18 protein-coding genes are annotated in these 25,309 nt (G+C 66.6%); 8 read left to right on the top strand and 10 right to left on the bottom strand.

The genetic code is table 11. The features are described 5' to 3' along the window. Positions 1 to 21 precede the first annotated feature (21 nt). The gene (locus IEX50_RS05070; protein ID WP_157175352.1) at positions 22 to 882 is read right to left on the bottom strand and encodes a type 1 glutamine amidotransferase; all 861 of its coding nucleotides are present in this window, start codon (positions 880 to 882) and stop codon (positions 22 to 24) included. A 165-nt stretch (positions 883 to 1,047) separates the two neighbouring features. On the opposite strand from IEX50_RS05070, the gene lov reads away from it, so the two are divergent. After that, positions 1,048 to 2,097, top strand: a complete 1,050-nt coding sequence (gene lov, locus IEX50_RS05065) for a blue-light-activated histidine kinase (protein WP_157175353.1) — start codon at positions 1,048 to 1,050, stop codon at positions 2,095 to 2,097. A 45-nt stretch (positions 2,098 to 2,142) separates the two neighbouring features. Continuing rightward, positions 2,143 to 2,883: a metallophosphoesterase family protein gene (locus tag IEX50_RS05060; protein WP_157175354.1), complete on the top strand. Its 741-nt coding sequence runs from the start codon at positions 2,143 to 2,145 to the stop codon at positions 2,881 to 2,883. A 140-nt stretch (positions 2,884 to 3,023) separates the two neighbouring features. Here the strand turns inward: IEX50_RS05060 and IEX50_RS05055 are convergent, their stop codons facing one another. From IEX50_RS05055 to IEX50_RS05015, 9 genes are all read right to left on the bottom strand, one after another. Beyond that, a complete protein-coding gene (locus IEX50_RS05055) occupies positions 3,024 to 3,512 on the bottom strand; it encodes a GreA/GreB family elongation factor (RefSeq protein ID WP_157175355.1) in 489 nt (162 codons plus the stop codon). Between the two features lie 39 nt (positions 3,513 to 3,551). Next, positions 3,552 to 4,118, bottom strand: coding sequence for a YbhB/YbcL family Raf kinase inhibitor-like protein (locus IEX50_RS05050; RefSeq protein WP_157175356.1), 567 nt, complete (start codon positions 4,116 to 4,118; stop codon positions 3,552 to 3,554). A gap of 30 nt (positions 4,119 to 4,148) precedes the next feature. Further along, on the bottom strand, positions 4,149 to 5,471 hold the full coding sequence (locus IEX50_RS05045; RefSeq protein WP_157175357.1) for a replication-associated recombination protein A: 1,323 nt from the start codon (positions 5,469 to 5,471) through the stop codon (positions 4,149 to 4,151). A gap of 71 nt (positions 5,472 to 5,542) precedes the next feature. Further along, positions 5,543 to 6,721, bottom strand: coding sequence for a glycosyltransferase family 4 protein (locus tag IEX50_RS05040; RefSeq protein WP_157175358.1), 1,179 nt, complete (start codon positions 6,719 to 6,721; stop codon positions 5,543 to 5,545). 161 nt (positions 6,722 to 6,882) lie between these two features. Next, a complete protein-coding gene (locus tag IEX50_RS17725; protein WP_157175858.1) occupies positions 6,883 to 7,239 on the bottom strand; it encodes an SWIB/MDM2 domain-containing protein in 357 nt (118 codons plus the stop codon). A 172-nt stretch (positions 7,240 to 7,411) separates the two neighbouring features. Next, positions 7,412 to 11,713: a DNA-directed RNA polymerase subunit beta' gene (gene rpoC, locus IEX50_RS05030; protein WP_157175359.1), complete on the bottom strand. Its 4,302-nt coding sequence runs from the start codon at positions 11,711 to 11,713 to the stop codon at positions 7,412 to 7,414. A 129-nt stretch (positions 11,714 to 11,842) separates the two neighbouring features. Further along, positions 11,843 to 16,006 carry a DNA-directed RNA polymerase subunit beta gene (gene rpoB, locus IEX50_RS05025; protein ID WP_157175360.1) on the bottom strand — a complete coding sequence of 1,388 codons (4,164 nt, stop codon included), beginning with the start codon at positions 16,004 to 16,006 and terminating at the stop codon, positions 11,843 to 11,845. A 348-nt stretch (positions 16,007 to 16,354) separates the two neighbouring features. Then, positions 16,355 to 18,754, bottom strand: coding sequence for an ATP-dependent Clp protease ATP-binding subunit ClpA (clpA, locus tag IEX50_RS05020; RefSeq protein ID WP_157175361.1), 2,400 nt, complete (start codon positions 18,752 to 18,754; stop codon positions 16,355 to 16,357). A 132-nt stretch (positions 18,755 to 18,886) separates the two neighbouring features. Then, entirely contained in the window at positions 18,887 to 19,084 is a 198-nt protein-coding gene (locus IEX50_RS05015; RefSeq protein ID WP_157175362.1) for a DUF1192 family protein, read from the bottom strand. A 102-nt stretch (positions 19,085 to 19,186) separates the two neighbouring features. Between IEX50_RS05015 and IEX50_RS05010 the strand changes: the two genes are divergently transcribed. The 6 genes from IEX50_RS05010 (at position 19,187) to IEX50_RS04985 (ending at position 25,266) form a co-directional block, all read left to right on the top strand. Further along, entirely contained in the window at positions 19,187 to 20,167 is a 981-nt protein-coding gene (locus tag IEX50_RS05010; protein ID WP_157175859.1) for an NAD(P)H-quinone oxidoreductase, read from the top strand. A gap of 123 nt (positions 20,168 to 20,290) precedes the next feature. After that, positions 20,291 to 21,373 carry an aspartate-semialdehyde dehydrogenase gene (locus IEX50_RS05005; RefSeq protein WP_157175363.1) on the top strand — a complete coding sequence of 361 codons (1,083 nt, stop codon included), beginning with the start codon at positions 20,291 to 20,293 and terminating at the stop codon, positions 21,371 to 21,373. Positions 21,374 to 21,385: 12 nt separating this feature from the next. Continuing rightward, a complete protein-coding gene (locus tag IEX50_RS05000) occupies positions 21,386 to 21,841 on the top strand; it encodes a GFA family protein (RefSeq protein ID WP_157175364.1) in 456 nt (151 codons plus the stop codon). 73 nt (positions 21,842 to 21,914) lie between these two features. Beyond that, complete coding sequence (locus IEX50_RS04995; protein ID WP_157175365.1) at positions 21,915 to 22,667, top strand: alpha/beta fold hydrolase; 753 nt, start codon at positions 21,915 to 21,917, stop codon at positions 22,665 to 22,667. A gap of 131 nt (positions 22,668 to 22,798) precedes the next feature. Further along, the gene (gene argS / locus IEX50_RS04990; RefSeq protein ID WP_157175366.1) at positions 22,799 to 24,526 is read left to right on the top strand and encodes an arginine--tRNA ligase; all 1,728 of its coding nucleotides are present in this window, start codon (positions 22,799 to 22,801) and stop codon (positions 24,524 to 24,526) included. After that, complete coding sequence (locus IEX50_RS04985) at positions 24,526 to 25,266, top strand: SPOR domain-containing protein (RefSeq protein WP_157175367.1); 741 nt, start codon at positions 24,526 to 24,528, stop codon at positions 25,264 to 25,266. The genes argS and IEX50_RS04985 overlap by 1 nt, the downstream gene beginning before the upstream one ends. Positions 25,267 to 25,309 lie beyond the last annotated feature (43 nt).

Raw genomic sequence — 25,309 nt, 5'->3', positions numbered from 1 at the left:
GGTAGAGGTGCAGTACGGGCCTCAAGTCCGCCCGCGGTCCCGGCGGACGCGGGCGACGAGGTGGTCGATGAAGTTGCGCAGTTCGGTGCGGCGCGTGGCGGGTTCGACGACCTGTTCGTTGAGGCCGAGTTGCCAGGCGAGGTCGTGGCGGGCGGGGTCATTGCCGAGCGTTTCGATCAGGACGGCCTGGCGTTCGAGGTCTGCCTCGTCGGCGACGAGGCCCTGTTCGATCAGGTCGTCCTGCTGGCGCCGGAGTGCCACCGCGATTTCGCCGAGCGAGAGTTCGGGGTGGTATTGGACGCCCCAGAAGATGCCACCGTCGTGGCGGATCTCGGCGGCTTGGACGCGGGTGACCGAGTTGGAGGCGAGCAGCGTCGCATCGGCCGGGAGCGAAGCGACCTCGTCACCGTGGATCGCGGGCGCGTCGTAGGCGGCGGGGCGGCCGGCGAGGAGTGGGTGATCGCGACCGGCATCGGTGGCGGCGATGCGGCGCGCGAAGCCGGCCTCCTGGCGCTTGTCCATCGGCTGAACCTGTCCGCCGGCCGCCGCGACCGCGACCTGTAGACCGGCGCAGGAGCCGAAGGACGGTGTGCCCGAGGCGAACACGGCGCGCATGAAATCGAGCTGGCGGCGCACCGCGGGACTGTCCTCGTACACGTGGAGCGGCGAGCCGGTGATGAACACCGCGTCGTAAGCAGCGAGCGTCGCGACGTCGGGGGCGTCGCCGTCCGGGTCGGCGGGGGCGATCCGGTCGCACTGCGCGTCGGGCGCCAGTTCGAGCAGCGTTTCGATGTAGGTTTCGCCCGAGCTTGTGCCGACATGCGCGCGGCGCGCCTCGCGTTCGTCCGCGGTTTCACTTTCGGCAACGAGGAAACGCAACATTGGCCAGGCGTCCGATCCGGGGCGGCCGGCCAAGCGGGCGCGGCGGGTGGAGCCTCGGGAACGGCGTTGTCCGGCAACGGTTCCCGCCGGCGCGGCCAATAAAGTCCGTGAACAACGTGAGAGTCGGGGCGTTCACCCCCGCCACTCCCGTGCATTAGGACCGCCGTGACCGCTCTGCCCGCCCACCCATCGCGGCTGTCCCCGGACGGTCCCGCCGCATCGGCTGAGATCGCGCCGGCCGACCGCGCCGCGCTCGCGCTCATCGCGGTCGAGCGGACGCGGATGCCGATCGTAGTGAGCGATGCATCGCAGCCGGACAGTCCGATCATCCTGGCGAACGAGGCGTTCCTGCGGCTGACCGGTTATTCGGCGGACGAAGTGATCGGGCGGAATTGCCGGTTCTTGCAGGGGCGCGAGACCGATCCGGCGGCGGTGGACCAAATCCGCGCGGGTCTCAGGGCCGGGCGGGACATCACGGTCAGCCTGCAGAATTACCGCAAGGACGGTAGCGCGTTCTGGAACGAGTTGCAGATCAGCCCGATCCGCAACGATGGCGGCGAGGTGGTCTACTACCTCGCGTCGCAGATGGACGTGACCGACCGGCGGCAGGCGCAGCAGCTGGAGAAGAGCGAACATCGGCTGCTGAAGGAGGTCGACCACCGCGCGAAGAATGCGCTGGCGCTGGTGCAGGGGATCGTGCGGCTGAGCCGGTCGGACGACAGCGTCGCCTATGCCAAAGCCGTGCAGGGGCGGGTCGATTCGATCGCGCACGCGCACGGCCTGCTTGCGGCGGGCGGGTGGCGCGACGTGGATCTGGAGGCGATCATCCGCGGCGAGATGGAGCCGTTCGGGCGGCAGCACGTCGTGCCGAGCGGGCCGCCGGTGGCGATCGCGCCGGTACAGGTGCAGCCGCTGGCGCTCGTGCTGCACGAAATGTTGTCGAACGCGGGCAAGCATGGCGCGCTGTCGGTTGCGGGCGGGCGCGTGGTGATCCGCTGGACGCCGCTGACGGACGAGGATGGCGTGTCGATCGACTGGATCGAGACGGGTGGGCCGGCGGTGGCGCCGCATCCGGTACCGGGGTTTGGATGGCGGATGCTGACCAGCATCGTGCGGAGCCAGATGCGGGGCACGGTGACGTTCGACCTGCAACCGGGTGGCCTGCGCGCGACGTTGATCGTGCGGCGGCGGCAGGGGGCGGGCGAGAGCGGCTGACCGGTATTGCGCGGAACTCCGCAGGGGACGGGACGTAGTGGCGGCATGACGATACGCCTCTTCCATGTTTCCGACCTCCATTTCGGCCGCGCCGACGGCGAAGCGCTCAACTGGTTCGAAGGGCTGGTCCATGCCGAGCGGCCGACGGCGGTCGTGTGCACCGGCGATCTGACGATGCGCGCGCGGTCCGCCGAGTATCAGGCGGCGCGCGTCTGGCTGGAGCGGCTGGGCGTGCCGGTGACGATCGAGCCGGGCAATCATGACATTCCGTATCACAATCCGCTGATGCGGTTGCTGTCGCCCTATCGCCGGTACCGAGCGGTGGAGCGTGCGCTGGAGCGACCGATCGACCTGCCGGGCGTGATGCTGGTGCCGCTCAAGACAACCGCGCGGTTCCAGTGGCGGACGAACTGGGCTTATGGCCGGGTGAGCCAGAGCGGGCTCAGGACGGCGCTAGCGCAGTTGAAGACGCGGACGCCGGGGACTGTGGCGATCGTGGCGTGCCATCATCCGCTGATCGACGGGGCGCATGTGCACGGCGAGGCGAAGACCGCTGGCGGCAAGGCCGCGCTCGACGCGCTTGCGGCGGCCGGGGCGGATGCGGTGTTGAGCGGGCATGTGCATGACCCGTTCGACGTGGCGCATCCCGTGGGCGGCCGGACAGTGCGGTTGATCGGGGCGGGGACCTTGTCCGAGCGGCTTCGGACGAGCCGGCCTTCGTTCAACGAGCTGATCGTGAAGGATGGGGTGCTGGAGGTGAAGCCGCGGATCTTCGAGCTGGCGTAGACTGAGGCGGGGCCGTCTCGGCTGCACTCGCCCCGCCCCGTTTGGTTCGAGCCTCTCGAGTACTCTGTGCGGAGTTCTCGACAGGCTCGAACTAAACGGGTTTGGGTTTGACACGCGGGTTAAGCTGACTGTGCGGGAACCTAGTCCGGGATCGCCTCGATCGCGACGATCTCGATGTCCACGGTCTTCCCGCCTGCTTTGAACGGGGCGACGTCGTCCACCGACAACCCCATCAGCGCGCGGGCCAGCGGGGAGGTGAAGGCGATGCGGCCTTCGGTCGGGTCCGCTTCGTCTTCGCCGACCAGGTCGATCGTCTGGTCCGGGCTGCCGTCGCGCGCGTGGGTGACGCGGGTGCCGAATGCGACGACCGCGCCGTCGGGGATCGGCGCCACCTGCGCGGTCGCGCGGCGGGCGTGCCAGTAGCGTAGGTTGCGGCGGACTTCCTTGACCGCGGCCTCGTCCGCCTTGGTGGCGAGTGCTGTTTCGAGGCGGTCTTCCCATAGCGTTGCATGGCCCGCGATCAGCGCGAGGCCACGGGCGGTGACGAGGTTGGGTCCGGGTGGGATCGGCAGATCGGGACGCGGTTCGAGATGTTCTTCATCGCTCTCGCGACGAAATGCGACGGACATGGACGGTGGGCTCCGAAGACGAGTTAAGAGGGCTGCGGGTCAGCGGCGTTCGTAGGTGCCGATCAGGCGGCCGCGGGCGATGGCGAGCGCTCCGAGCACGTCGCGGACCGCGCTGCGGCCGGGATGCGCGCCGAGATCGCTGGGCGCGCCGAGCGCGTAGAGCTGGAACACGTAGCGGTGCGGGCCGTGGCCGGTGGGCGGATCGGGGGCGAGCCAGTCGGTGCGCAGGTAGGAGTTGCGGCCGATCTGGACGCCGGGTTCGCCGGTCGACAGCTCGCCCTCGGTCAGGAAGCCGGGGGCGGGGGTCAGGCGGTGGACGATCGCATGGACCAGCGGCGAGGGGAGCGGCGGGTCGGCATCCTCCACGATCAGCAGCAGTTCGGCGGCGGCGTCCGGGATGTTGTCCCAGGCCAGCGGGGGCGAGATGCCGACGCCGTCGTCGGTAAAGCGCACCGGCAGCGCCGCGCCGTCCTCGAACGCCGGGCTGGTCAGGCGGATCGTGTCGGGGATCGCGACGAGCGCGGGATCGGCCCAGACGAGCTTTTCCAGGCCGGGACGCACGTCATGCAGCGCGTGGCCCACACCTTCGGGGATATGTTCGAGCATGACGACGTCTCCTTCGCCGGCCTCAACGCGTCAGCCGGGCGGATCGCTCCGCCGGTCGTTGCGGAGCGCGTCCCAATGGGCGAGCCGTTCGGCGATCTTGGCCTCGAACCCGCGGGGGGCGGGGACGTAGAAGATCTGTGGCGACATCTCCTCCGGCCAGTAGTCGTCGCCGGAGAAGGCGTCGGGCTGGTCGTGGTCGTAATGATAGCCGCTGCCGTAGCCGACCGACTTCATGAGCTTGGTCGATCCGTTGAGGATGAGTTTCGGCGGCATCAGCGAACCGGTCTCCTTGGCGGAGCGCGCGGCGGCCTTCCACGCGGCATAGCCGGCGTTCGATTTGGGGGCGGTCGCGAGGTAGACGCAGGCGTTGGCGATCGCCAGTTCGCCCTCGGGTGAGCCGAGGAAGTCGTAGCTGTCCTTCGCGGCGAGGCACTGGACCAGCGCCTGCGGGTCGGCGAGGCCGATATCTTCCGACGCCATCCGGACGAGCCGGCGGAGGAGGAACAGCGGCTCCTCGCCGGCGACCAGCATGCGGGCGAGATAGTAGAGCGCGGCCTGCGGATCGGACCCGCGCACCGCCTTGTGGAGCGCGGAGATGAGGTTGTAGTGCCCCTCGCGATCCTTGTCGTAGACCGCCATGCGACGGTGCAGGAGGGCAGCGAGCGCGGCCGGATCGAGCGGTTCGGGGATGGCGATGCCGAACAGCGTTTCGGCCTGATTGAGCAGGAAGCGGCCGTCGCCGTCCGCCGAGGCGATGAGCGCGGCGCGCGCGTCGGGCAGCAGCGGGAGCGGGCGTTGTTCGACGGTCTCGGCGCGATCGAGCAGGCCGTTCAGCGCGGTGGCGTCGAGCCGGTTGAGGATCAGGACCTGCGCACGGCTGAGCAACGCGGCGTTGAGTTCGAACGAGGGGTTTTCGGTGGTGGCGCCGACCAGCACGACGGTGCCGTCCTCGACATAGGGCAGGAAGCCGTCCTGCTGCGCGCGGTTGAAGCGGTGGATCTCGTCCACGAACAGCAGCGTGCGCTGACCGAGGCGGCGGTGGTCGCGGGCCTCGGCGAAGATCTTCTTGAGGTCCGCGACGCCGGAGAAGACGGCCGAGACCGCGGCGTAGCGCAGTCCGACCGCGTCGGCGAGGAGGCGGGCGATGGTGGTCTTGCCGGTGCCGGGCGGGCCCCACAGCACGATTGACGACATGCGCCCGGCGGCGATCATCCGGCCGATCGCGCCGTCCGGGCCGACGAGATGATCCTGGCCGATGACCTCCGCCAGTGTCGCCGGGCGGAGCCGGTCGGCGAGCGGGGCGGTGTCGGGAGTGGCGGTGGTGTCGTCGGGGGTGGGGGCGAAGAGGTCCATGTGCGCTGGGATATAGGGGCGAGGGCAGGGGTGGCCAACTTTTCGGATTGGTTCGCGCGCCCTCCCGCCGCTCAGCCCAGCGGACCCTTCGGCGGTTTGCCGCCGCTCCGGCGGTGTTCGGCGATGCGGAGATAGGCGTCGAGCAGCGTCTGGTTGACCGCGTCCCAGGTGTAGCGTTGCGCGGCGGTGGCGCCGGCGTGGCCCGCGGCGCGGCGCATGGCGTCGTCGCCGATGTAGGTGGCGAGGCTGTCGGCGAAGGCCTCCACGCCGCCCGGCGCGATCAGGCGGCCGCTGACGCCGTCGTCGACGAGGCTTTCGCTGCCGGTGGCGCGGGCGGCGACGACGGGCAGGCCGACGGCCATCGCCTCCAGCGTGACGTTGCCGAAGGTTTCGGTGACGGACGGGTTGAACAGGATGTCCATGGAGGCGAGCGCGCGGCCGAGATCGGTGCCGGTCTGCTGCCCGGTGAAGATCGCGTCGGGCAGCCGCTGTTCGAACCAGGCGCGCGCGGGGCCTTCGCCGACGATCAGCACGCGGTGCGCGATGCCGCGGCGGCGCAGGCGGTCGATCGTGTCGGAGAAGACGTCGAGGCCCTTCTCCATCACCAGCCGGCCGAGAAAACCGACCACGACGTCGTTGTCGTGGATGCCAAGCGCGCGGCGCCAGTCCATGCTGCGGCGGGTCGGCGTGAAAACCTCGTGATCGACGCCGCGCGACCAGATGCCGACGTCGTAGTTCATCCGCTGTTCGCGAAGCAGCTGGGCCATCGATTCGGAGGGGGCGAAGATCGCGTCGCAGCGCCGGTAGAAACGCCGCAGGATTGCGGCGACGGCGGGCTCGAGGAAGGTCAGCCCGTAATAGCGCGGGTAAGTTTCGAATCGCGTGTGGACCGAAGCAACGACGGGCACGCCGCGCGCGCGCGCGATGGTGACCGCGCGGTGGCTGACGAATTCGGGGCTCGCGACATGGACCATGTTGGGCGCGAACTTCTTCAGGTCCGTGCGGGCGTGCGGCGAAATGAGGAGCGGGAGGCGATATTCGCCGCGGCCGGGGAACGGCACCGACGGTATGTTGACGACCTTGCCGACCGACGCGAACGCCGGCTTGTCGGTGCGCGGGGAGTAGATCCGGACCTGCGCACCCTGGCGCTGGAGGTAGCCGACGAGCCGGTTGAGCGCCTGGTTCGCGCCATCCCGTACGTAGTTGTAGTTCCCGCTGAACAGGGCGACGCGAAGTTCGGATGGCTGCATCGTGCGCGCCTAGCCTGTCCTGCCGGTGGATGCCATCGGAACCGCCGGGCCCGGCACCCGAGTGCGACAGGTCGTGGCATCTCGGCCACGCCTCGCGTGCCACCGATCGATGACCATGGACGGTCCGACCTCAGGGCCGGCACCGTCCATGGTCAGTCGTCCTACTTGAGGTGAGCGGACAGATGCTTGTTCATCTCGAACATGCTGACGCTCTTCTTGCCGAAGATCTTCTCGAGCTTGGCATCGGCGTTGATCTGGCGCTTGTCCTTGGGATCCTGGAGATCGTTCGCCTTGATGTAGACCCACATCTTGGACACGACTTCACCGCGGGCGAGCATGTCGCTGCCGACGATCTCGGCAAGTTCGGCGGAGGGCTGGACGGGCTTGTGAATGCCGTCGGTGCGCTTGCCCTCGGGGGCGGCGGCGACCTTCGTTGCGGCGGCTTTCTTGGGGGCGGCCTTCTTCGCGGCCGGCTTGGTGTCTTCCTTTGCGGCCGCATCGGCCTTCTTGGCTACCATCGTCACGTCTCCCTGTTTGTCGAACGGGTCATTGAACGTCCGCCCTGCACGGATTGTTGCGCTTTTCCCGTCGTCCGACAAGAGGCGACAAAAGAGTAGGAGAAAACGGAAAACGCCGCCGCCCCCTTTCGGGGACGACGGCGCCGTCCGCTTGCACGATCGATCCGGTGGATCAGTCGTTCAGATACTCGCCCGCGTCGGCGTCGGTGCCGTGGCTTTCACCGGCGGCATTGCCGAGCGGATCGTTGCCGAGCGAGACGTTCGCGTCGGCCAGTTCCGCCTCATGCTCTTCCGCCGCCGAAGACGGCGCGATCAGCGCCTTCTCGATCGCGGCAGCCGAAGCCGCTGCGGTCGCCGCCGCGAAACCGCGGTTGGCGGCGCGCAGGGCCGCATCGCGGCTGTTGGCCGTGACGCGCAGGCGGTTGAGGCCCGCCCCCGTACCGGCCGGGATCAGGCGGCCGACGATCACGTTCTCCTTCAGGCCCGTCAGGCTGTCGATCTTGCCCTGGACGGACGCCTCGGTCAGCACGCGGGTGGTTTCCTGGAAGGATGCGGCCGAGATGAAGCTGCGGGTCTGCAGCGACGCCTTGGTGATGCCGAGCAGGATGGGCTTGCCCTGTGCGGGCATCGCACCCTTTTCGAGCTTCTCGTTGGCTTCGTCCATTTCCAGACGATCGATCTGCTCGCCCGCCAGGAACTGCGTGTCCCCCGCGTCGGTGATCTCGACCTTCTGAAGCATCTGGCGGACGATCGTCTCGATGTGCTTGTCGTTGATCTTCACGCCCTGCAGACGATAGACCTCCTGGATTTCCGAGACGAGATATTCCGCCAGCGGCTCGATCCCGAGCACTTCGAGAATGTCGTGCGGATCTGGCGAGCCGCCGATCAGGTTGTCGCCGCGCTTGACGTAATCGCCTTCCTGAACGTCGATGACCTTCGACTTCGGGATCAGGTAGTCGATCAGTTCGCTGCCGTCGTCCGGACGGATGCTGATCTTGCGCTTGGCCTTGTAGTCCTTGCCGAATTCGACACGACCCGAGACCTTTGCGATGATCGCATTCTCCTTCGGCTTGCGCGCCTCGAACAGCTCCGCCACCCGCGGCAGACCGCCGGTGATGTCGCGGGTCTTGGCCGATTCACGCGACACACGCGCCAGCACCTCACCCGCGGAGACGGCCTGGCCGTCCTCGACCGACAGCACAGCGCCGGTGGTGAGCATGTAGCGAGCGGTCTCGCCCGAGCTGTCGTCCATCAGGGTGATCCGCGGACGCAGATCCTCCTTACGGCCGGTGGCGCGGTAATCGATCACGACCTTCTGCGTGATGCCGGTGGCTTCGTCGGTCTGCTCGGACAGCGTCTGCTTGTCGACCAGGTCGACATACTTCACGACGCCGCCCGTCTCGGTGATGACGGGCATGGTGTAGGGATCCCACTCCGCCATCCGGTCGCCCTTGGTCACGACATGGCCGTCGTCGAACAGCAGGTACGCGCCGTACGGAATACGGTGCGTCGCCCGCTCGCGCCCATCGAGATCGATGATCGCCAGTTCGCCCGAGCGGCTGAGCGACACGCGGCGGCCGCGCGTGTCCATGATGATGCGCAGGTCGCGATATTCCATCCGGCCGTCGGTGACGGCTTCGAGGTTCGAGACTTCGTTGAGCTGCGCCGCGCCGCCGATGTGGAACGTCCGCATCGTCAGCTGGGTGCCGGGCTCGCCGATCGACTGCGCCGCGATGACGCCGACGGCCTCACCGATGTTCACGGGCGTACCGCGGGCGAGATCGCGCCCGTAGCAGGCGCCGCAGACGCCGCCCTTCGATTCGCAGACCAGCGGGCTGCGGATCTTGACGCCCTGCGTGCCGACCGCCTCGATCCGCGCGACCATGGCCTCGTCCAGCAGCGTGCCGGACGGGATCAGGACCTCGTTGTTCTTGGTGTCGACGATGTCCTCCGCGGTCGTGCGACCGAGGATGCGTTCGCCGAGCGAGGCGATGGTGGAACCGCCCTGGACGATCGCCTTCATGTCGAGCGCGCGTTCCGTGCCGCAGTCGAGTTCGACCACGACGCAATCCTGCGACACGTCGACCAGACGGCGGGTCAGGTAGCCCGAGTTGGCGGTCTTCAACGCCGTATCCGCGAGACCCTTGCGGGCGCCGTGGGTGGAATTGAAGTACTCAAGGACGGTCAGGCCTTCCTTGAAGTTCGAGATGATCGGCGTTTCGATGATCTCGCCCGACGGCTTGGCCATCAGGCCGCGCATGCCGGCGAGCTGCTTGATCTGCGCCTGCGAACCGCGGGCACCGGAGTGGGCCATCATATAGATCGCGTTGATCGGCATTTCACGGCCGGTCTCCGGGTCCTTCTTGACCGCCTTGATCTCCTTCATCATCTCGTCGGAGACACGATCACCGCAACGCGACCAGGCGTCGATGACCTTGTTGTACTTCTCCTGCTGCGTGATCAGGCCGTCCTGATACTGCTGCTCGAAGTCCTTCACCAATGCCTTGGTCTCGTCGACCAGTTCGACCTTGGCAGCGGGGATGATCATGTCGTCCTTGCCGAACGAGATGCCGGCCTGGAACGCGTGGCGGAAGCCGAGCGACATGATCGCATCGGCGAACAGCACGGTCTCCTTCTGCCCGGTGTGACGATAGACCTCGTCGATCACGTCGCCGACGTCCTTCTTCGTCAGCAGACGGTTGACGGTGTCGAACGGCACCTTGAAGTTCTTCGGCAGACACTCGCCCAAGAGCATGCGCCCCGGGGTCGTTTCGAAGCGCTTCATATACTGGTTGCCGGCCTCGTCCGTCTGCGGGACGCGGGTCGTGATCTTGGTGTGGAGCGTCACTGCCTTCGCGTTGAGCGCCTGATGCACCTCGACCATGTCGGAGATCAGCATGCCCTCGCCGGGCTCGCCTTCCTTCAACATGGACAGATAGTACAGACCCAGCACCATGTCCTGCGACGGCACGATGATCGGCTTGCCGTTGGCGGGCGACAGGATGTTGTTGGTCGACATCATCAGGACGCGTGCTTCGAGCTGCGCCTCGAGCGACAGCGGCACGTGGACGGCCATCTGATCGCCGTCGAAATCGGCGTTGAAGGCCGAGCAGACCAGCGGGTGAAGCTGGATCGCCTTACCCTCGATCAGCACGGGCTCGAACGCCTGGATGCCGAGACGGTGAAGCGTGGGCGCGCGGTTGAGCAGCACGGGATGCTCGCGGATCACCTCGTCGAGGATGTCCCAGACTTCCTTGCGCTCCTTCTCGACCCACTTCTTGGCCTGCTTCAGGGTCATCGACAGACCCTTGGCATCGAGGCGCGCGTAGATGAACGGCTTGAACAGCTCGAGCGCCATCTTCTTGGGCAGGCCGCACTGGTGCAGCTTGAGTTCCGGACCGGTCACGATGACCGAACGGCCGGAATAGTCGACGCGCTTGCCGAGCAGATTCTGGCGGAAGCGGCCCTGCTTGCCCTTGAGCATGTCGGACAGCGACTTCAGCGGGCGCTTGTTGGCACCCGTGATGGTGCGGCCGCGGCGGCCGTTGTCGAACAGCGCGTCGACCGACTCCTGCAGCATGCGCTTCTCGTTGCGGACGATGATGTCCGGCGCGCGCAGTTCCATCAGGCGCTTCAACCGGTTGTTGCGGTTGATGACGCGGCGATAGAGGTCGTTGAGATCGGACGTGGCGAAGCGGCCACCGTCGAGCGGCACCAGCGGGCGCAGTTCGGGCGGGATCACGGGGACGACCTCGAGGATCATCCATTCCGGACGGTTGCCGGATTCGAGGAAGCTCTCGACGACCTTCAGCCGCTTGATGATCTTCTTGGGCTTCAGCTCGGACTTGGTCTCGGCCAGTTCCTTGAGCAGGTCGGCCTTTTCGCCTTCCAGGTCGAGGTCCTCGAGCATGCGGCGCACGGCCTCTGCACCGATGCCGGCGGAGAAGGCGTCTTCGCCATACTCATCCTGCGCCTCGAGCAGCTCGTCCTCGTTCAGAAGCTGATACTTCTCAAGCGGGGTGAGGCCCGGCTCGATGACGATATAGGCTTCGAAATACAGGACGCGCTCGAGCTGCTTGAGCTGCATGTCGAGCAGCAGGCCGATGCGCGACGGCAGCGACTTCAGGAACCAGATGTGCGCGACGGGGGCGGCGAGTTCGATGTGGCCCATCCGCTCGCGGCGGACCTTGGACACCGTGACCTCGACGCCGCACTTCTCGCAGACGATGCCCTTGTACTTCATGCGCTTGTACTTGCCGCACAGGCACTCGTAATCCTTGATCGGACCGAAGATGCGCGCGCAGAACAGGCCGTCGCGTTCCGGCTTGAACGTACGGTAGTTGATGGTTTCCGGCTTCTTGATCTCGCCGAACGACCACGAACGGATCCGTTCGGGGGAGGCGATGCCGATCTGGATCTGGTCGAACGTCTCGGTCTTGGCGACCGGATTGGCGAAGTTGGTCAGTTCGTTCATGGAAGAACCTCTCTGAAATCTCTGACCCTCTTCCGTGGGAAGAGGGCGGGAGGGTGAGGGGGCGTAGTGGCTACGCGCGTCCCTCGCCCCGACCCTCTCCCGCCGAAGCGGGAGAGGGGGCAGGTCGGCTTACTCGGCGGCGTCGGCCAGCTCTTCGGCGGTCGGTTCGTGGGTGTTGAGTTCCACGTTCAGGCCGAGCGAGCGCATTTCCTTGACCAGCACGTTGAAGCTTTCCGGAATGCCGGCCTCGAACGTGTCGTCGCCCTTGACGATCGCCTCGTAGACCTTGGTGCGGCCGACGACGTCGTCGGACTTCACCGTCAGCATTTCCTGCAACGTGTAGGCGGCGCCGTAGGCCTGGAGTGCCCAGACCTCCATCTCGCCGAAGCGCTGACCACCGAACTGCGCCTTACCACCCAGCGGCTGCTGCGTGACGAGCGAGTAGGGCCCGATCGACCGGGCGTGGATCTTGTCGTCCACGAGATGGTGCAGCTTCAGCATGTAGATGTAGCCGACCGTCACCTTGCGATCGAACTGATCGCCGGTGCGCCCGTCGAAGAGATCGGACTGGCCGCTCTCGTCGAGGCCCGCAAGTCGCAGCATCGCCGCCACGTCCGCTTCGCGCGCGCCGTCGAACACCGGCGTCGCCATCGGCACGCCGTTCTTCAGGACGGCGGCCAAGTCGACGATCTGTTCGTCGGTCCGGCTGTCGATGTCGGCATGGTACTGCTCGCCATAGACGTACTTCAGACGCTCCTTCACCGCTTCCGGCGGGGAGCCGGCCTGCGTGACGCCGTCCGGATTGGCTTCGCGCCATTCCTCGAGCGCCTGAGTGACCTGCTGCCCCAGGCCGCGTGCGGCCCAGCCCAGATGCGTCTCGAAGATCTGACCCACGTTCATGCGCGACGGCACGCCGAGCGGGTTGAGCACGATATCGACCGGCGTCCCGTCGGCGAGGAACGGCATGTCCTCGTTCGGCAGGATGCGGCTGATCACGCCCTTGTTCCCGTGACGGCCGGCCATCTTGTCGCCCGGCTGCAGCTTGCGCTTCACCGCGACGAACACCTTGACCATCTTCAGCACGCCCGGCGGCAGCTCGTCGCCGCGCTGCAGCTTCTCGACGCGGTCCTCGAACCGCTTCACGATGATGCTGACCGCGTCGTCATACTGCGCCTTCACGGCCTCCAGATCGGACTGGCGGGCGTCGTCGGCGACGGCGAACTTCCACCAGTCACGCTTCTCGACAGTGTCGAGCAGCGCCTGATCGATTGCCGTCCCCTTGCGGATGCCCTTGGGGGCAGCCGCAGCGGTCTGGCCGACCAGCATGTCCTGCAGGCGGGCGTAGGAGGACCGGTTGAGGATGCCGCGTTCGTCTTCGCGGTCCTTGGTCAGCCGATCGATCTCCTCGCGCTCGATCGCCATCGCGCGCTCGTCCTTGTCGATGCCGTGACGGTTGAAGACGCGGACGTCGACGACCGTACCGGACACGCCCGGCGGCAGTCGGAGCGAGGTGTCGCGCACGTCCGACGCCTTTTCACCGAAGATGGCGCGGAGAAGCTTCTCCTCCGGCGTCATCGGGCTTTCGCCCTTCGGCGTGATCTTGCCGGCGAGGATATCGCCCGGCTCGACCTCGGCCCCGACATAGACGATGCCCGCCTCGTCGAGGTTGCGAAGCGCTTCTTCACCCACGTTCGGGATGTCGCGAGTGATGTCCTCCGGCCCGAGCTTCGTGTCGCGGGCCATCACTTCGAACTCGTCGATGTGGATCGACGTGAACACGTCGTCCTTCACGATCCGCTCGGAGATGAGGATGGAATCCTCGTAGTTGTACCCGTTCCACGGCATGAACGCGACGAGCGTGTTCCGGCCGAGCGCCAGTTCGCCGAACTCGGTCGACGGACCGTCGGCCAGCACGGTGCCCTTGTCGACGATGTCGCCGACCTTCACCAGCGGACGCTGGTTGATGCAGGTCGACTGGTTCGACCGCTGGAACTTCATCAGCGTGTAGATATCGACGCCGGACTTGCCGGCTTCGATGCCTTCCGTCGCGCGGATGACGATACGGGCGGCGTCGACCTGGTCGACTACGCCGCCGCGCTTGGCGGAGATGGCGGCGCCGGAATCGCGGGCCACAGTCTCTTCCATGCCGGTGCCGACAAACGGCGCCTCGGCACGGACCAGCGGCACGGCCTGACGCTGCATGTTGGAGCCCATCAACGCGCGGTTGGCGTCATCGTTTTCCAGGAACGGAATGAGCGATGCCGCCACGGACACGAGCTGCTTCGGGCTGACGTCCATCAGCGTGATGTGGTCGCGCGGGGCGATCAGGAACTCGCCGGCCTCGCGGCTGGAGATGATCTCCTCGACGAAGCCACCGGTCTCGTCCAGCTCGGCATTGGCCTGCGCGATCGTGTGCTTGGCCTCCTCCATGGCGGAAAGGTACACGACCTCGTCCGACACCTTGCCGTCGATGACCTTGCGGTACGGCGTCTCGATGAAGCCGTACTTGTTCACGCGGCTGAACGACGCCAGCGAGTTGATCAGACCGATGTTCGGGCCTTCCGGCGTCTCAATCGGGCAGATGCGGCCATAGTGCGTCGGGTGGACGTCGCGGACCTCGAAGCCGGCGCGCTCACGCGTCAGACCACCTGGCCCGAGCGCCGACACGCGACGCTTGTGCGTCACTTCGGACAGCGGGTTCGTCTGATCCATGAACTGCGACAGCTGCGACGAGCCGAAGAATTCACGCACCGCGGCGACCGCCGGCTTGGCGTTGATAAGGTCGTTCGGCATGACCGTGGACACGTCGACCGAGGACATCCGCTCCTTCACGGCGCGCTCCATGCGGAGCAGGCCGACGCGGTACTGGTTCTCGAGCAGCTCGCCCACCGAACGCACGCGGCGGTTGCCGAGATTGTCGATGTCGTCGATCTCGCCCTTGCCGTCCTTGAGGTTCACGAGCGTCTTGACGACCTCGAGAATATCCTCGGCGCGCAGCGTGGTGACGGTGTCCTCGACGTCGAGGTCGAGGCGCATGTTGAGCTTCACGCGGCCCACGGCCGAGAGGTCGTAGCGCTCCGGATCAAAGAACAAACCGGAGAACAGCGATTCCGCAGTCTCCTTCGTCGGCGGCTCGCCGGGGCGCATGACGCGGTAGATCTCGGACAGCGCATGGTCGCGCTCGTCGACCTTGTCGGCCTTGAGCGTGTTGCGGATCCAGGGACCGGTCGAGACATGGTCGATGTCGAGCAGATCGAGCCGCTCGATGCCGGCGGCGTCGAGCATTTCGAGGTTCTCGGGCGACACTTCGTCACCGGCCTCGATGTAGATCCGGCCGGTCGACTCGTCGATCAGGTCGAACGCGCTGTAGCGACCGAAGATCTCCTCGGTCGGGATCAGCAGCATCGTCAGGCCGTCCTTGGCCGCCTTGTTGGCGGCGCGGGGCGAAATCTTGGTGCCGGCGGGGAACACGGCTTCACCGGTTTCCGCGTTGACGACGTCGAACGACGGCTTCTGGCCACGCCAATTCTCGACGACATAAGGCACCTGCCAGCCACCCTGGCCGCGGACGTAGGTCGCCGTGCCGTAGAAGTGGTTGAGGATGTCCTCGTCGTTCATGCCGAGCGCATAGAGCAGCGTTGTGACCGGCAGCTTGCGCTTGCGATCGATGCGGACGTTGACGATGTCCTTGGCGTCGAATTCGAAATCGAGCCACGAACCGCGATACGGAATGACGCGGGCGGCGAACAGATACTTGCCCGATGCGTGCGTCTTGCCGCGGTCATGATCGAACAGGACGCCCGGCGAACGGTGCATCTGGCTGACGATCACGCGTTCCGTGCCGTTGACGATGAACGTGCCGTTCGACGTCATGAGCGGCATGTCGCCCATGTAGACGTCCTGCTCCTTAATATCGAGCACCGAGCGGGTTTCCGTGTCCGGATCCACTTCGAACACGATCAGGCGCAGCGTAACGCGCATCGGTGCCGCGTAGGTGATGCCGCGCTGGCGGCACTCATCGGTGTCGAACTTCGGCTCTTCCAGCTCGTAGTTCACGAAATCGAGCTCGGCGGTGCCGGCGAAATCGCGGATCGGGAAGACGCTGCGCAGCGTCTTTTCCAGGCCGGAGATGTAGTTGTCCTCGGGGCGCGAGCGCAGGAAATGCTCGTAGCTTTCGCGCTGCACCTCGATCAGGTTCGGCATCTGCACGACTTCGTGAATGTTGCCGAACACCTTGCGGATGCGCTTCTTCGCGGCACCTTGCACGGTTGGGGTAATTGCCTGGGTCGCCATGGATGATCCTTCGCGCTCAAATTCGTCGGCGCACCTTGCAGTGCCGCCGAAGGCCGGTTCGTCACGATCGCCGCCCTGGGGAAGGACCGGATCGCAGAGGCGCAGCACGACAAAAAACTGCGACATCCAGCGGATATCGCAGTCTCAGCGTCATGATGTCCGTGCTTCCCAATACGTCGCGATCCGTCGCGCAATGTCGGATCGTGTCCCGGGAAGACCGGATCGCCACCCCGACCCTTGCGGGCCGGAGCGGCTGTTGGATTTGATATAGACCGCGGGGGAACAAAAGCCAACCCCCGCCAAACAGATACGGACGTTCTGACTTGCCGGAACGTCCGTATCATAAGCTTACTCGGCCGTTGGCGCTTCTTCTTCGCCTTCGTCGTCGGTCAGGCCGTCGTCGTCATAGTCTTGGTCCTCGGTGGCCTCGGCGTTGCCTTCGCCGCCTGCCGTGACCTTCGCCTTCCGCTTGCGCGGCTTCTTCGGGGGGGCGGCGGTGATTTCGAAGGCGAGGGTGCCGTCCTTGACGTGGACCTTCACCTCGCCGCCGTGGACCAGCTTGCCGAACAGCAGTTCCTCGGCCAGTGGCTGCTTCACCTTTTCCTGGATCAGACGGCTCATCGGGCGTGCGCCGTAGAGCTTGTCGTAGCCGCGGGTCGTCAGCCAGTCCTTCGCGTCCTGATCGAGCGAGATATGGACGTGGCGGTCGGCCAGCTGGAGTTCGAGCTGGAGGACGAACTTGTCCACCACCCGGCTGATCACCTCGGTCGGCAGGTAGGAGAAGGGGACGATCGCATCCAGCCGGTTGCGGAATTCCGGTGTGAACATCTTCTTGACCGCTTCCTCGTCCTCGCCTTCGCGGGTCAGCGCCCCGAAGCCGAGCGATTCACGCGCCATGTCGGACGCGCCGGCATTGGTGGTCATGATCAGGATCGTGTTGCGGAAATCGACCGTCTTGCCGTGATGGTCGGTCAGCTTCCCGTTATCCATAACCTGAAGCAGGATGTTGAACAGGTCGGGATGCGCCTTCTCGATCTCGTCGAGCAGCAGGACGCTGTGCGGATGCTGGTCGACCGCGTCGGTCAGCAGGCCGCCCTGATCGTATCCGACATAGCCGGGGGGTGCGCCAATCAGTCGGCTGACCGAGTGACGCTCCATATATTCCGACATGTCGAAACGCTGCAGCGGGATGCCCATGATCGCGGCCAGCTGACGCGCGACCTCGGTCTTGCCCACGCCGGTCGGGCCGGAGAACAGGTAGTTGCCGATCGGCTTGTCCGGATCGCGCAGGCCGGCACGGCTGAGCTTGATCGCGGAGGAGACCAGTTCGATCGCCTTGTCCTGCCCGAACACGACCCGCTTGAGATCGGTTTCGAGCGTGGCGAGCGCCTTGGTATCGTCGGTCGACACGGACTTCGGTGGGATGCGCGCCATCGTGGCGATGACGGCCTCGATCTCCTTGGGCGTGATAACCTTCTTGCGCTTGTCCTCGACCACCAGCATCTGCATCGCGCCGGCTTCGTCGACGACGTCGATCGCCTTGTCGGGCAGCTTGCGGTCGTTGATGTAGCGCGCCGACAGCTCGACTGCGGCCTTGATGGCGGCAGGCGTGTACTTGACGTGGTGATGCGCTTCGTAGGCGGAGCGCAGCCCGGTCAGGATCGCGATCGCATCCTCGATCGTCGGTTCGTTGACGTCGATCTTCTGGAACCGGCGCAGCAGGGCGCGGTCCTTTTCGAAGTGGTTGCGGAACTCCTTGTAGGTGGTCGAGCCGATGCAGCGGATTGAACCGCCGGACAGCGCGGGCTTCAACAGGTTGGACGCGTCCATCGCGCCGCCGCTCGTTGCGCCGGCACCGATCACCGTGTGGATCTCGTCGATGAACAGCACGGCGTGCGGCAGCTTCTCGAGCTCGGACACGACCTGCTTCAGCCGCTCCTCGAAGTCACCGCGGTAGCGGGTACCGGCAAGCAGCGCACCCATGTCGAGCGAGTAGATCACCGCTTCGAGCAGCACCTCCGGCACGTCGCCGTTGATGATCTTGAGCGCCAGGCCTTCCGCGATCGCGGTCTTGCCGACGCCGGGTTCACCGACATAGAGCGGGTTGTTCTTCGAACGGCGGCACAGGATCTGGACGGTGCGGTCGACCTCCGGACCGCGCCCGATCAGCGGGTCGATCTTGCCGGTGGCGGCCTTCTCGTTCAGGTTCACGGTGAACTGCTTCAGGGCGCTTTCGCCCTTCTTGCCGTCCTTGCCCTGCGGCTTGTCTTCGTCGGCCCCCTTCACTTCGCGTGCCTCCGTCGGGGAGCCGGCCTTGCCGACACCGTGGCTGATGAAACTGACCGCATCGAGGCGGTTCATGTCCTGCTGCTGCAGGAAGAACACGGCGTAGCTCTCGCGCTCGCTGAACAACGCGACCAGGACGTTGCCGCCGGTCACCTCGTCGCGGCCCGAAGACTGGACGTGGAGGATCGCCCGCTGGACGACGCGCTGGAACCCGGACGTGGGCGAGGGATCGGTCTGACCCTCGACCTTCAGCGCATCGAGCTCGGTATCGAGATAGAGGGTGACGGCGTCCTTCAGTTCGGACACTTCGACGCCGCACGCCTGCATGACCTTCGACGCATGATCGTCGTCGATCAGCGCGAGCAGCAGATGTTCGAGGGTCGCATATTCATGACGGCGAGTGCTGGCGGCAGTCAACGCATTGTGCAGCGTCTGTTCCAGCTCACGGGCGAATGAGGGCATGGATTTCTACTCCTTCGGGATCGTCAAGGGACCATCCCGTCTGTTGGATATGTCGTGTGTCGCGATCCGCGATCAAGGAGGTGACGGACGCCCGATGACACCCCATATTACGGCGTAGCGAGCGGCCGGGGGTCATGTCCGGAACAGCGCATCGGCGGCAGCGCGGCGCGCCTCGGCCCGGACGGCGTGTGCGCGGGTGCGTTCGACCTCCGCCTCCAGCGCGGTAATCCGCGCGGTGAGTTCGGCAAGCGACAGCGGATCGAGATCCTGCCGGGCGAGCGCCGTAAGCGGATCGTCGTGCCGTTTCGGAAATGTTTCTTCCGACTCCATGAACGCCAGCGTTGACCGCGCGGCCCCCCAAGTCAATAAACCGCTCGGCCCGGGGGGGTGTTTCGCTTGGGAGAGACCGACTTGGCCGCATTGCCCGACAGCATGACCGCGATCGACCCGGAGGGTGCCGGCGGACCGGACGTCCTGGTGCCGGTGACGCGCCCGTTGCCCGTGCCGGGGGAGGGCGAGGTGCTGGTGCGGATCGCGGCGGCCGGCGTGAACCGGCCGGACCTGATGCAGCGCGCGGGGGCCTATCCGCCGCCGCCGGGTGCCTCGTCGATCCCGGGGCTGGAGATTTCGGGTACCGTTGTTGGCCTGGGCGAGGGCACGACGGGCGCGATGCTGGGGCAGTCGGTGTGCGCGCTGCTGTCCGGCGGCGGCTATGCCGAATATGTCGCGGTGCCGGCGGGGCAGTGCCTGATGGTGCCGGCGGCGTTGACGATGGTGGAAGCCGCGGCGATGCCGGAGACGCTGTTCACCGTCTGGACCAATTTGTTCGAGCGCGCCTACGCCGCGGAGGGCGACGTCGTGCTGGTCCATGGCGGCACGAGCGGGATCGGGACGATGGCGATCATGCTGGGGCGGCTGTTCGGGCTGACCGTGATCGTGACCGCCGGGTCGGACCCGAAGTGCGCGCGGGCGCTGGAGATCGGCGCGGCGCATGCGATCAACTACAAGTCCGACGACTATGTCGAGGTCGTGAAGCGGTTGACCGACGGGCGCGGTGTCGATGTGGTGCTCGACATGATCGGCGGCGATTATTTCGCGCGGAACCTGAAGTGCCTGGCGGACGACGGGCGGCACGTGTCGATCGCGTCGCAGCGCGGGGGCGAGGCGTCGTTCCAGATTTTCGACGTTATGCGCCGCCGGCTAACTCTGACCGGATCGACGCTGCGCGCGCGGAGTACGGAGTTCAAGACGCTGGTGGCGGACGAGATCGACCGGCAGGTGTGGCCGCATGTGCGCGAGGGGCGGTTGAAGCCGATCATCGACCGGACCTTTCCGTTGCGCGAGGCGGCGGCGGCGCATGCTTATCTCGAGGCGGGGGATCATGTCGGGAAGGTCGTGCTGACGGTCGAGTGACCTGCTCCCTCCCCCCACCGGAGGGAGGGCTTTAGAAGAAGTTGCCTCGTCCATAGGCGTAGCGGCTGGACAAATACGGCCTCCCGCCTAAACCCCGCGCAACTTTGGAACGGAGCGGACAGCATGGGCTATCGGATCGTCGTCGCGGGTGCGACGGGCAATGTCGGGCGGGAAATGCTCAACATCCTGGCGGAACGCGAATTCCCGATCGACGAGATCGCGGTGCTGGCGTCGTCGCGCAGCCAGGGCGACATGGTCGATTTCGGCGACACGGACCGTCAGCTGAAGGTCCAGAACATCGAATATTTCGACTGGGCCGGCTGGGACATCGCGCTGTTCGCGATCGGATCGGAAGCGACCGCGGTCTATGCGCCGAAGGCCGCCGCGGCCGGCTGCGTGGTGATCGACAACAGCTCGCTCTACCGCATGGACCCGGACGTGCCGCTGATCGTGCCGGAGGTGAACCCCGACGCGATCGACGGCTATACCCGCCGCAACATCATCGCCAACCCGAACTGTTCGACCGCACAGATGGTCGTCGCGCTGAAGCCGCTGCACGATGCCGCGACGATCAAGCGCGTTGTGGTGTCGACGTACCAGTCGGTGTCCGGGGCGGGCAAGCAGGGGATGGACGAGCTGTTCGAGCAAAGCCGCAACATCTTCGTCGGCGATCCGGCCGAGCCGCGGCTGTTCACCAAGCAGATCGCGTTCAACGTGATCCCGCACATCGATGTCTTCCTGGACGACGGTTTCACCAAAGAAGAGTGGAAGATGGTCGTCGAAACCAAGAAGATCATGGGGCCGAAGATCAAGATCGTCGCGACCTGCGTGCGCGTGCCGGTGTTCGTCGGCCATTCGGAGGCGCTCGCGATCGAGTTCGAAAACGAGATTTCGGCGGTGGAGGCGCAGAACATCCTGCGCGAGGCGCCGGGCATCATGCTGATCGATAAGCGCGAGGACGGCGGATACATAACGCCGGTCGAGTGCGTCGGCGAATTCGCCACGTTCGTCAGCCGGGTGCGCGAGGATCCGACCGTGGAGAACGGCCTGATCCTGTGGTGCGTCAGCGACAACCTGCGCAAGGGTGCCGCGCTGAACGCAGTGCAGATCGCGGAGCTGCTCGGACGGCGTCACCTGAAGAAGGGTGACATGATCGAGGACGGCGCGAACTTCGACGATGCCGCGGACGACGACGCGGACGATTGAGGAGCGCGCGGCGTGGCGGACGGTCTGAGCGGCGGGTGCCAGTGTGGCGCGGTCCGGTACCTGATCGTCGGGGCGATGCCGCCGTGCCATGCCTGCCATTGCCGGGAGTGCCAGAAGCAGTCCGCGAGCGCGTTCGGGCTGTCGCTGGCGGTGGCGCGGCAGGCGTTTGCAGTGACCGGGCCGGTGCGGCGCTGGGACCGGCCGAACGATTTGGGCGCGCGCACGACCTGCGTGTTCTGCGTCGAATGCGGGACACGCGTGTTCCATATCGACAGCCTGACGCCCGACCGGGTGAGCGTGAAGGGCGGGTCGCTGGACGACATCACGCTGGCGGTGCCGACCGCGCATATCTGGGTGTCGCGCAAGCTGGACTGGGTGCGGTTGGACCCGGCGGTGCCGACGCATCCGACGCAGCCGGAGGATATGGCGGCCTGGCGAGCAGGGTTTTCGCATAGCGATCACACCTAGGCCCCGGCCTGCGCCAGGGAACGAATGAGGGGCCCGGCGGCTTGTCCGGTCGCTGCAGGAGCGGAGGTTTCGGATGACCACGACGCATGAGTTCACGGCGCCGGACGGGGTGCGGCTGGTGTGGCACGAGGTCGGCGAGGGGCGGCCGATCGTGCTGATCCACGGGTTGTTCTCGTCGGCCGATACGAACTGGATCAAGTTCGGCCATGCCAAGCGGATCGCGGCGCTGGGGCGGCGGGTGATCATGCCGGACCTGCGCGCGCATGGGGAAAGTGACCGGCCGCATGACGCGTCGGCCTATCCGCCGGACGTGCTGGCGGACGACGGCGAGGCGTTGATCGCGCATCTCGGGCTGACCGATTATGACCTCGGCGGCTATTCGCTCGGCGCGCGGACGGTGGTGCGGATGCTGGTGCGTGGGGCTCGCCCGGGTCGGGTGATCCTGTCGGGCATGGGGCTGGAAGGGTTGCTCGATACGGGCGACCGGGCGGCGCATTTCCGGCGTATCCTGACCGGGCTCGGCACGTTCGAGCGCGGCACGCCGGAATGGATGGCGGAGGCGTTCCTGAAGACGAGCGGCGGCGATCCGAAGGCGCTGCTACCGTTGCTGGGAAGCTTCGTCGACACCACGCGGGCGGAAATCGCGGCGATCGACCGGCCCGTGCTGGTGATGTCGGGGGCGGAGGATACGGACAACGGGTCGTCCGAGGCCGTGGCGGACCTGTTGCCGCAGGGGGCGTATGTCGCGGTGCCGGGAAATCACATGAGCGCGGTGGTGAAGCCGGAACTGGGGCGGGCGATGGCGGACTGGCTTGGGGTGGCTTGAGGCTGGCTCGCTGACGCGGGGGCGGCGGAGCGTTTCATAGCGGGTCCTTGCGTCCCGTACCGCGGCCGGTTCCCGAACCGCGCGACTTCCCCTATGACCGTGCGTCCCTTCTGCAACGCCCGGAAATCGCCTTGAGTCTCTATGCCCGTTTCGCCGCCGCGATCGATGTCGTTCTGGATACGCTGGAGGCCGAGGGTGCGCTGCCGGCGGGGTTGAACCGGGCGAGCATCGCCGTCGAGCCGCCGCGCGACGCGAGCCATGGCGATCTGGCGACCAATGCGGCGATGGTGCTGGCCAAGCCGGCCAAGACCAATCCACGCGCGCTGGCGGCGTTGATCCAGCCGAAGCTGGCGGAGATGCCGGGCGTGACCGCGGTGGAGATCGCCGGACCGGGGTTCCTGAACCTTCGGCTGGACCCCGAGCAGTGGCGCGACGAGATGCGGACGATTTTCGCGGAGGGCGCGGATTACGGGCGGTCCACGCAGGGCAACGCCGTGCGGGTAAACGTGGAATATGTGTCCGCCAACCCGACCGGGCCGATGCATATGGGGCATTGCCGCGGGGCGGTGGTGGGCGATGCGCTGGCCAGCCTGCTGGAATATGCCGGGCATCCGGTGACGCGCGAATATTATGTCAACGATGCCGGCAGCCAGGTCGAGACGCTCGGGCGGTCGGCGCATCTACGCTACCGCGAGGCGCTGGGCGAGACGGTGACGATTCCGGAGGGGCTGTATCCCGGCGACTATCTGAAGCCGGTCGGGGCGATGCTCGCGGCGGAATATGGCGACCGGTATGTCGGCGCGGCGGAGGCGGAGTGGCTGCCACTGTTCCGCGCGCGGACGGTGGCGGCGATGATGGACATGATCCGCGCCGACTTGGCGCTGCTCGGTATCAAGCACGATGTGTTCTCGTCCGAGGCGAAGGTGCAGTCGGACGGCAAGGTCGTGGCGGCGATCGACAAGCTGCGTGCCGACGGGCTGATCTACGAAGGCGTGCTGGAGGCGCCGAAGGGCGAGGCGGCGGACGACTGGGAACCGGTCGAGATGACGCTGTTCCGCGCGACGAAGTTCGGTGACGACAGCGACCGGCCGGTGCGCAAGGCGGACGGCGCCTACACCTATTTTGGCAACGACCTGGCCTATCACGCGCAGAAGGCGGAGACCGCGGACCTGCTGGTCGACATCTGGGGCGCGGACCATGGCGGCACGGTGAAGCGCGTGCAGGCGGCGGTGCAGGCCCTGACCGCCGGGCGGGTGCCGCTCGATATCAAGCTGGTCCAGATGGTGCGGCTGCTGCGCGACGGCGAGCCGGTGAAGATGTCGAAGCGCTCGGGCAGCTTCGTGACGCTGGCCGACGTGGTCGAGGAGGTCGGGCGCGACGTGGTGCGGTTCACCATGCTGACGCGCCGCGCCGATGCCCAGATGGACTTCGATTTCGCCAAGGTAGTCGAGGCGTCGAAAGAGAATCCGGTCTTTTACGTACAATATGCCCATGCCCGTATCCGTTCGCTCGGCCGCAAGGCGGTCGAGGCGGGGATCGACGTGACGGCGCCGGCCGACCTGCGGAAGCTGGACGCCGAGGAGCTGGCGCTGGTCAGGCTGCCGGCGCAGTTTCCGCGGATCATCGAGGCGGCGGCGGCGACTCGCGAGCCGCACCGGGTGGCGTTCTACCTTGCTGATCTGGCCGGGGCGTTCCATGCTTTGTGGAACCGCGGCAACGACGATCCGGAGCGGAGATTTTTGCTCGTTAACGACACTGAAACGACGCTTGCGCGATTGTCGCTGGCGAATGCCGTCGGGCAGATCGTCCGCAATGGCCTGGCCGTGATGGGTGTCGCGGCCGCCGAGGAGATGCACTGATGTCGGATATCGATCGGGGACGGATTGCGAGCGACGAGGATCGTCTGCCCTGGCTGGAACCGGTCGAGGAACAGCGCGTCGGCACGCCGGGCGCGGGCAAGACGATCGCGGCGCTGCTCGTTGCGCTGCTGGTGATCGGGCTGGTCGTGGGCGGCATCTTCTGGCTGAGCGCGAGCCGGCCGGGGGGCGCGTCGGGCGACATGATCGCGGCACCGGAGGGCGACTACAAGGTGAAGCCCGATCAGCCGGGCGGGATGAAAGTCGAGGGCGAAGGCGAGACCGCGTTCGCGGCGAGCGACGGGCGCGAGACGAATGCGTCGATCGATTTGTCCGCGATCCCCGAGGCACCCGTGTCGGGTGCGGGGAGCGTGACCAATTCCGACGCGGCGGCGGGTGGGCTGGCGGTGAAGCCCGCGGCGCCTGCACCTGCCCCGGCGCAGGTGGCGGCCGCACCAGCTCGTCCGGCACCGGTTGCGCAGGCGGCACCTGCGGCGGCGGCACCCGTGATCGGCGGCGCGCAGGTTCAGCTTGGAGCGTTCGGGAGCGAGGCGAAGGCCAATGTCGCGTGGAAGACGCTGGCCGGGCGGTTCGCGTTCCTGGCGGCGTTGCCGAAGTCGGTGACGCCGGTGACGGTGGGCGACAAGACGCTGTACCGGTTGCGCGCGAGTGCGGGCGGGCAGGCCGGTTCGATCTGCGCGCGGTTGAGGGTTGCGGGCGAGACCTGTTCGGTCATCGGCTGACGGACGCGGGTAACAAGATCCCGGCTTTCGCCGGGATGACCGG

The organism is Sphingomonas prati, assembly GCF_014643515.1.
In the GTDB taxonomy this organism is placed as follows: domain Bacteria; phylum Pseudomonadota; class Alphaproteobacteria; order Sphingomonadales; family Sphingomonadaceae; genus Sphingomonas_R; species Sphingomonas_R prati.
The sequence above is the reverse complement of the archived record's forward strand: the minus strand, read 5'-3'. Positions and strand labels throughout refer to the sequence as shown.

Excerpts from the sequence above, each read along its gene's own strand:
- IEX50_RS05070 (WP_157175352.1), bottom strand. The coding sequence starts at position 882 with ATGTTGCGTTTCCTCGTTGCCGAAAGTGAAACCGCGGACGAACGCGAG.
- IEX50_RS05060 (WP_157175354.1), top strand. The coding sequence starts at position 2,143 with ATGACGATACGCCTCTTCCATGTTTCCGACCTCCATTTCGGCCGCGCC.
- IEX50_RS05055 (WP_157175355.1), bottom strand. The coding sequence starts at position 3,512 with ATGTCCGTCGCATTTCGTCGCGAGAGCGATGAAGAACATCTCGAACCG.
- IEX50_RS05050 (WP_157175356.1), bottom strand. The coding sequence starts at position 4,118 with ATGCTCGAACATATCCCCGAAGGTGTGGGCCACGCGCTGCATGACGTG.
- IEX50_RS05045 (WP_157175357.1), bottom strand. The coding sequence starts at position 5,471 with ATGGACCTCTTCGCCCCCACCCCCGACGACACCACCGCCACTCCCGAC.
- IEX50_RS05040 (WP_157175358.1), bottom strand. The coding sequence starts at position 6,721 with ATGCAGCCATCCGAACTTCGCGTCGCCCTGTTCAGCGGGAACTACAAC.
- IEX50_RS17725 (WP_157175858.1), bottom strand. The coding sequence starts at position 7,239 with ATGGTAGCCAAGAAGGCCGATGCGGCCGCAAAGGAAGACACCAAGCCG.
- rpoC (WP_157175359.1), bottom strand. The coding sequence starts at position 11,713 with ATGAACGAACTGACCAACTTCGCCAATCCGGTCGCCAAGACCGAGACG.
- rpoB (WP_157175360.1), bottom strand. The coding sequence starts at position 16,006 with ATGGCGACCCAGGCAATTACCCCAACCGTGCAAGGTGCCGCGAAGAAG.
- clpA (WP_157175361.1), bottom strand. The coding sequence starts at position 18,754 with ATGCCCTCATTCGCCCGTGAGCTGGAACAGACGCTGCACAATGCGTTG.
- IEX50_RS05015 (WP_157175362.1), bottom strand. The coding sequence starts at position 19,084 with ATGGAGTCGGAAGAAACATTTCCGAAACGGCACGACGATCCGCTTACG.
- IEX50_RS05010 (WP_157175859.1), top strand. The coding sequence starts at position 19,187 with ATGACCGCGATCGACCCGGAGGGTGCCGGCGGACCGGACGTCCTGGTG.
- IEX50_RS05005 (WP_157175363.1), top strand. The coding sequence starts at position 20,291 with ATGGGCTATCGGATCGTCGTCGCGGGTGCGACGGGCAATGTCGGGCGG.
- IEX50_RS04995 (WP_157175365.1), top strand. The coding sequence starts at position 21,915 with ATGACCACGACGCATGAGTTCACGGCGCCGGACGGGGTGCGGCTGGTG.
- IEX50_RS04985 (WP_157175367.1), top strand. The coding sequence starts at position 24,526 with ATGTCGGATATCGATCGGGGACGGATTGCGAGCGACGAGGATCGTCTG.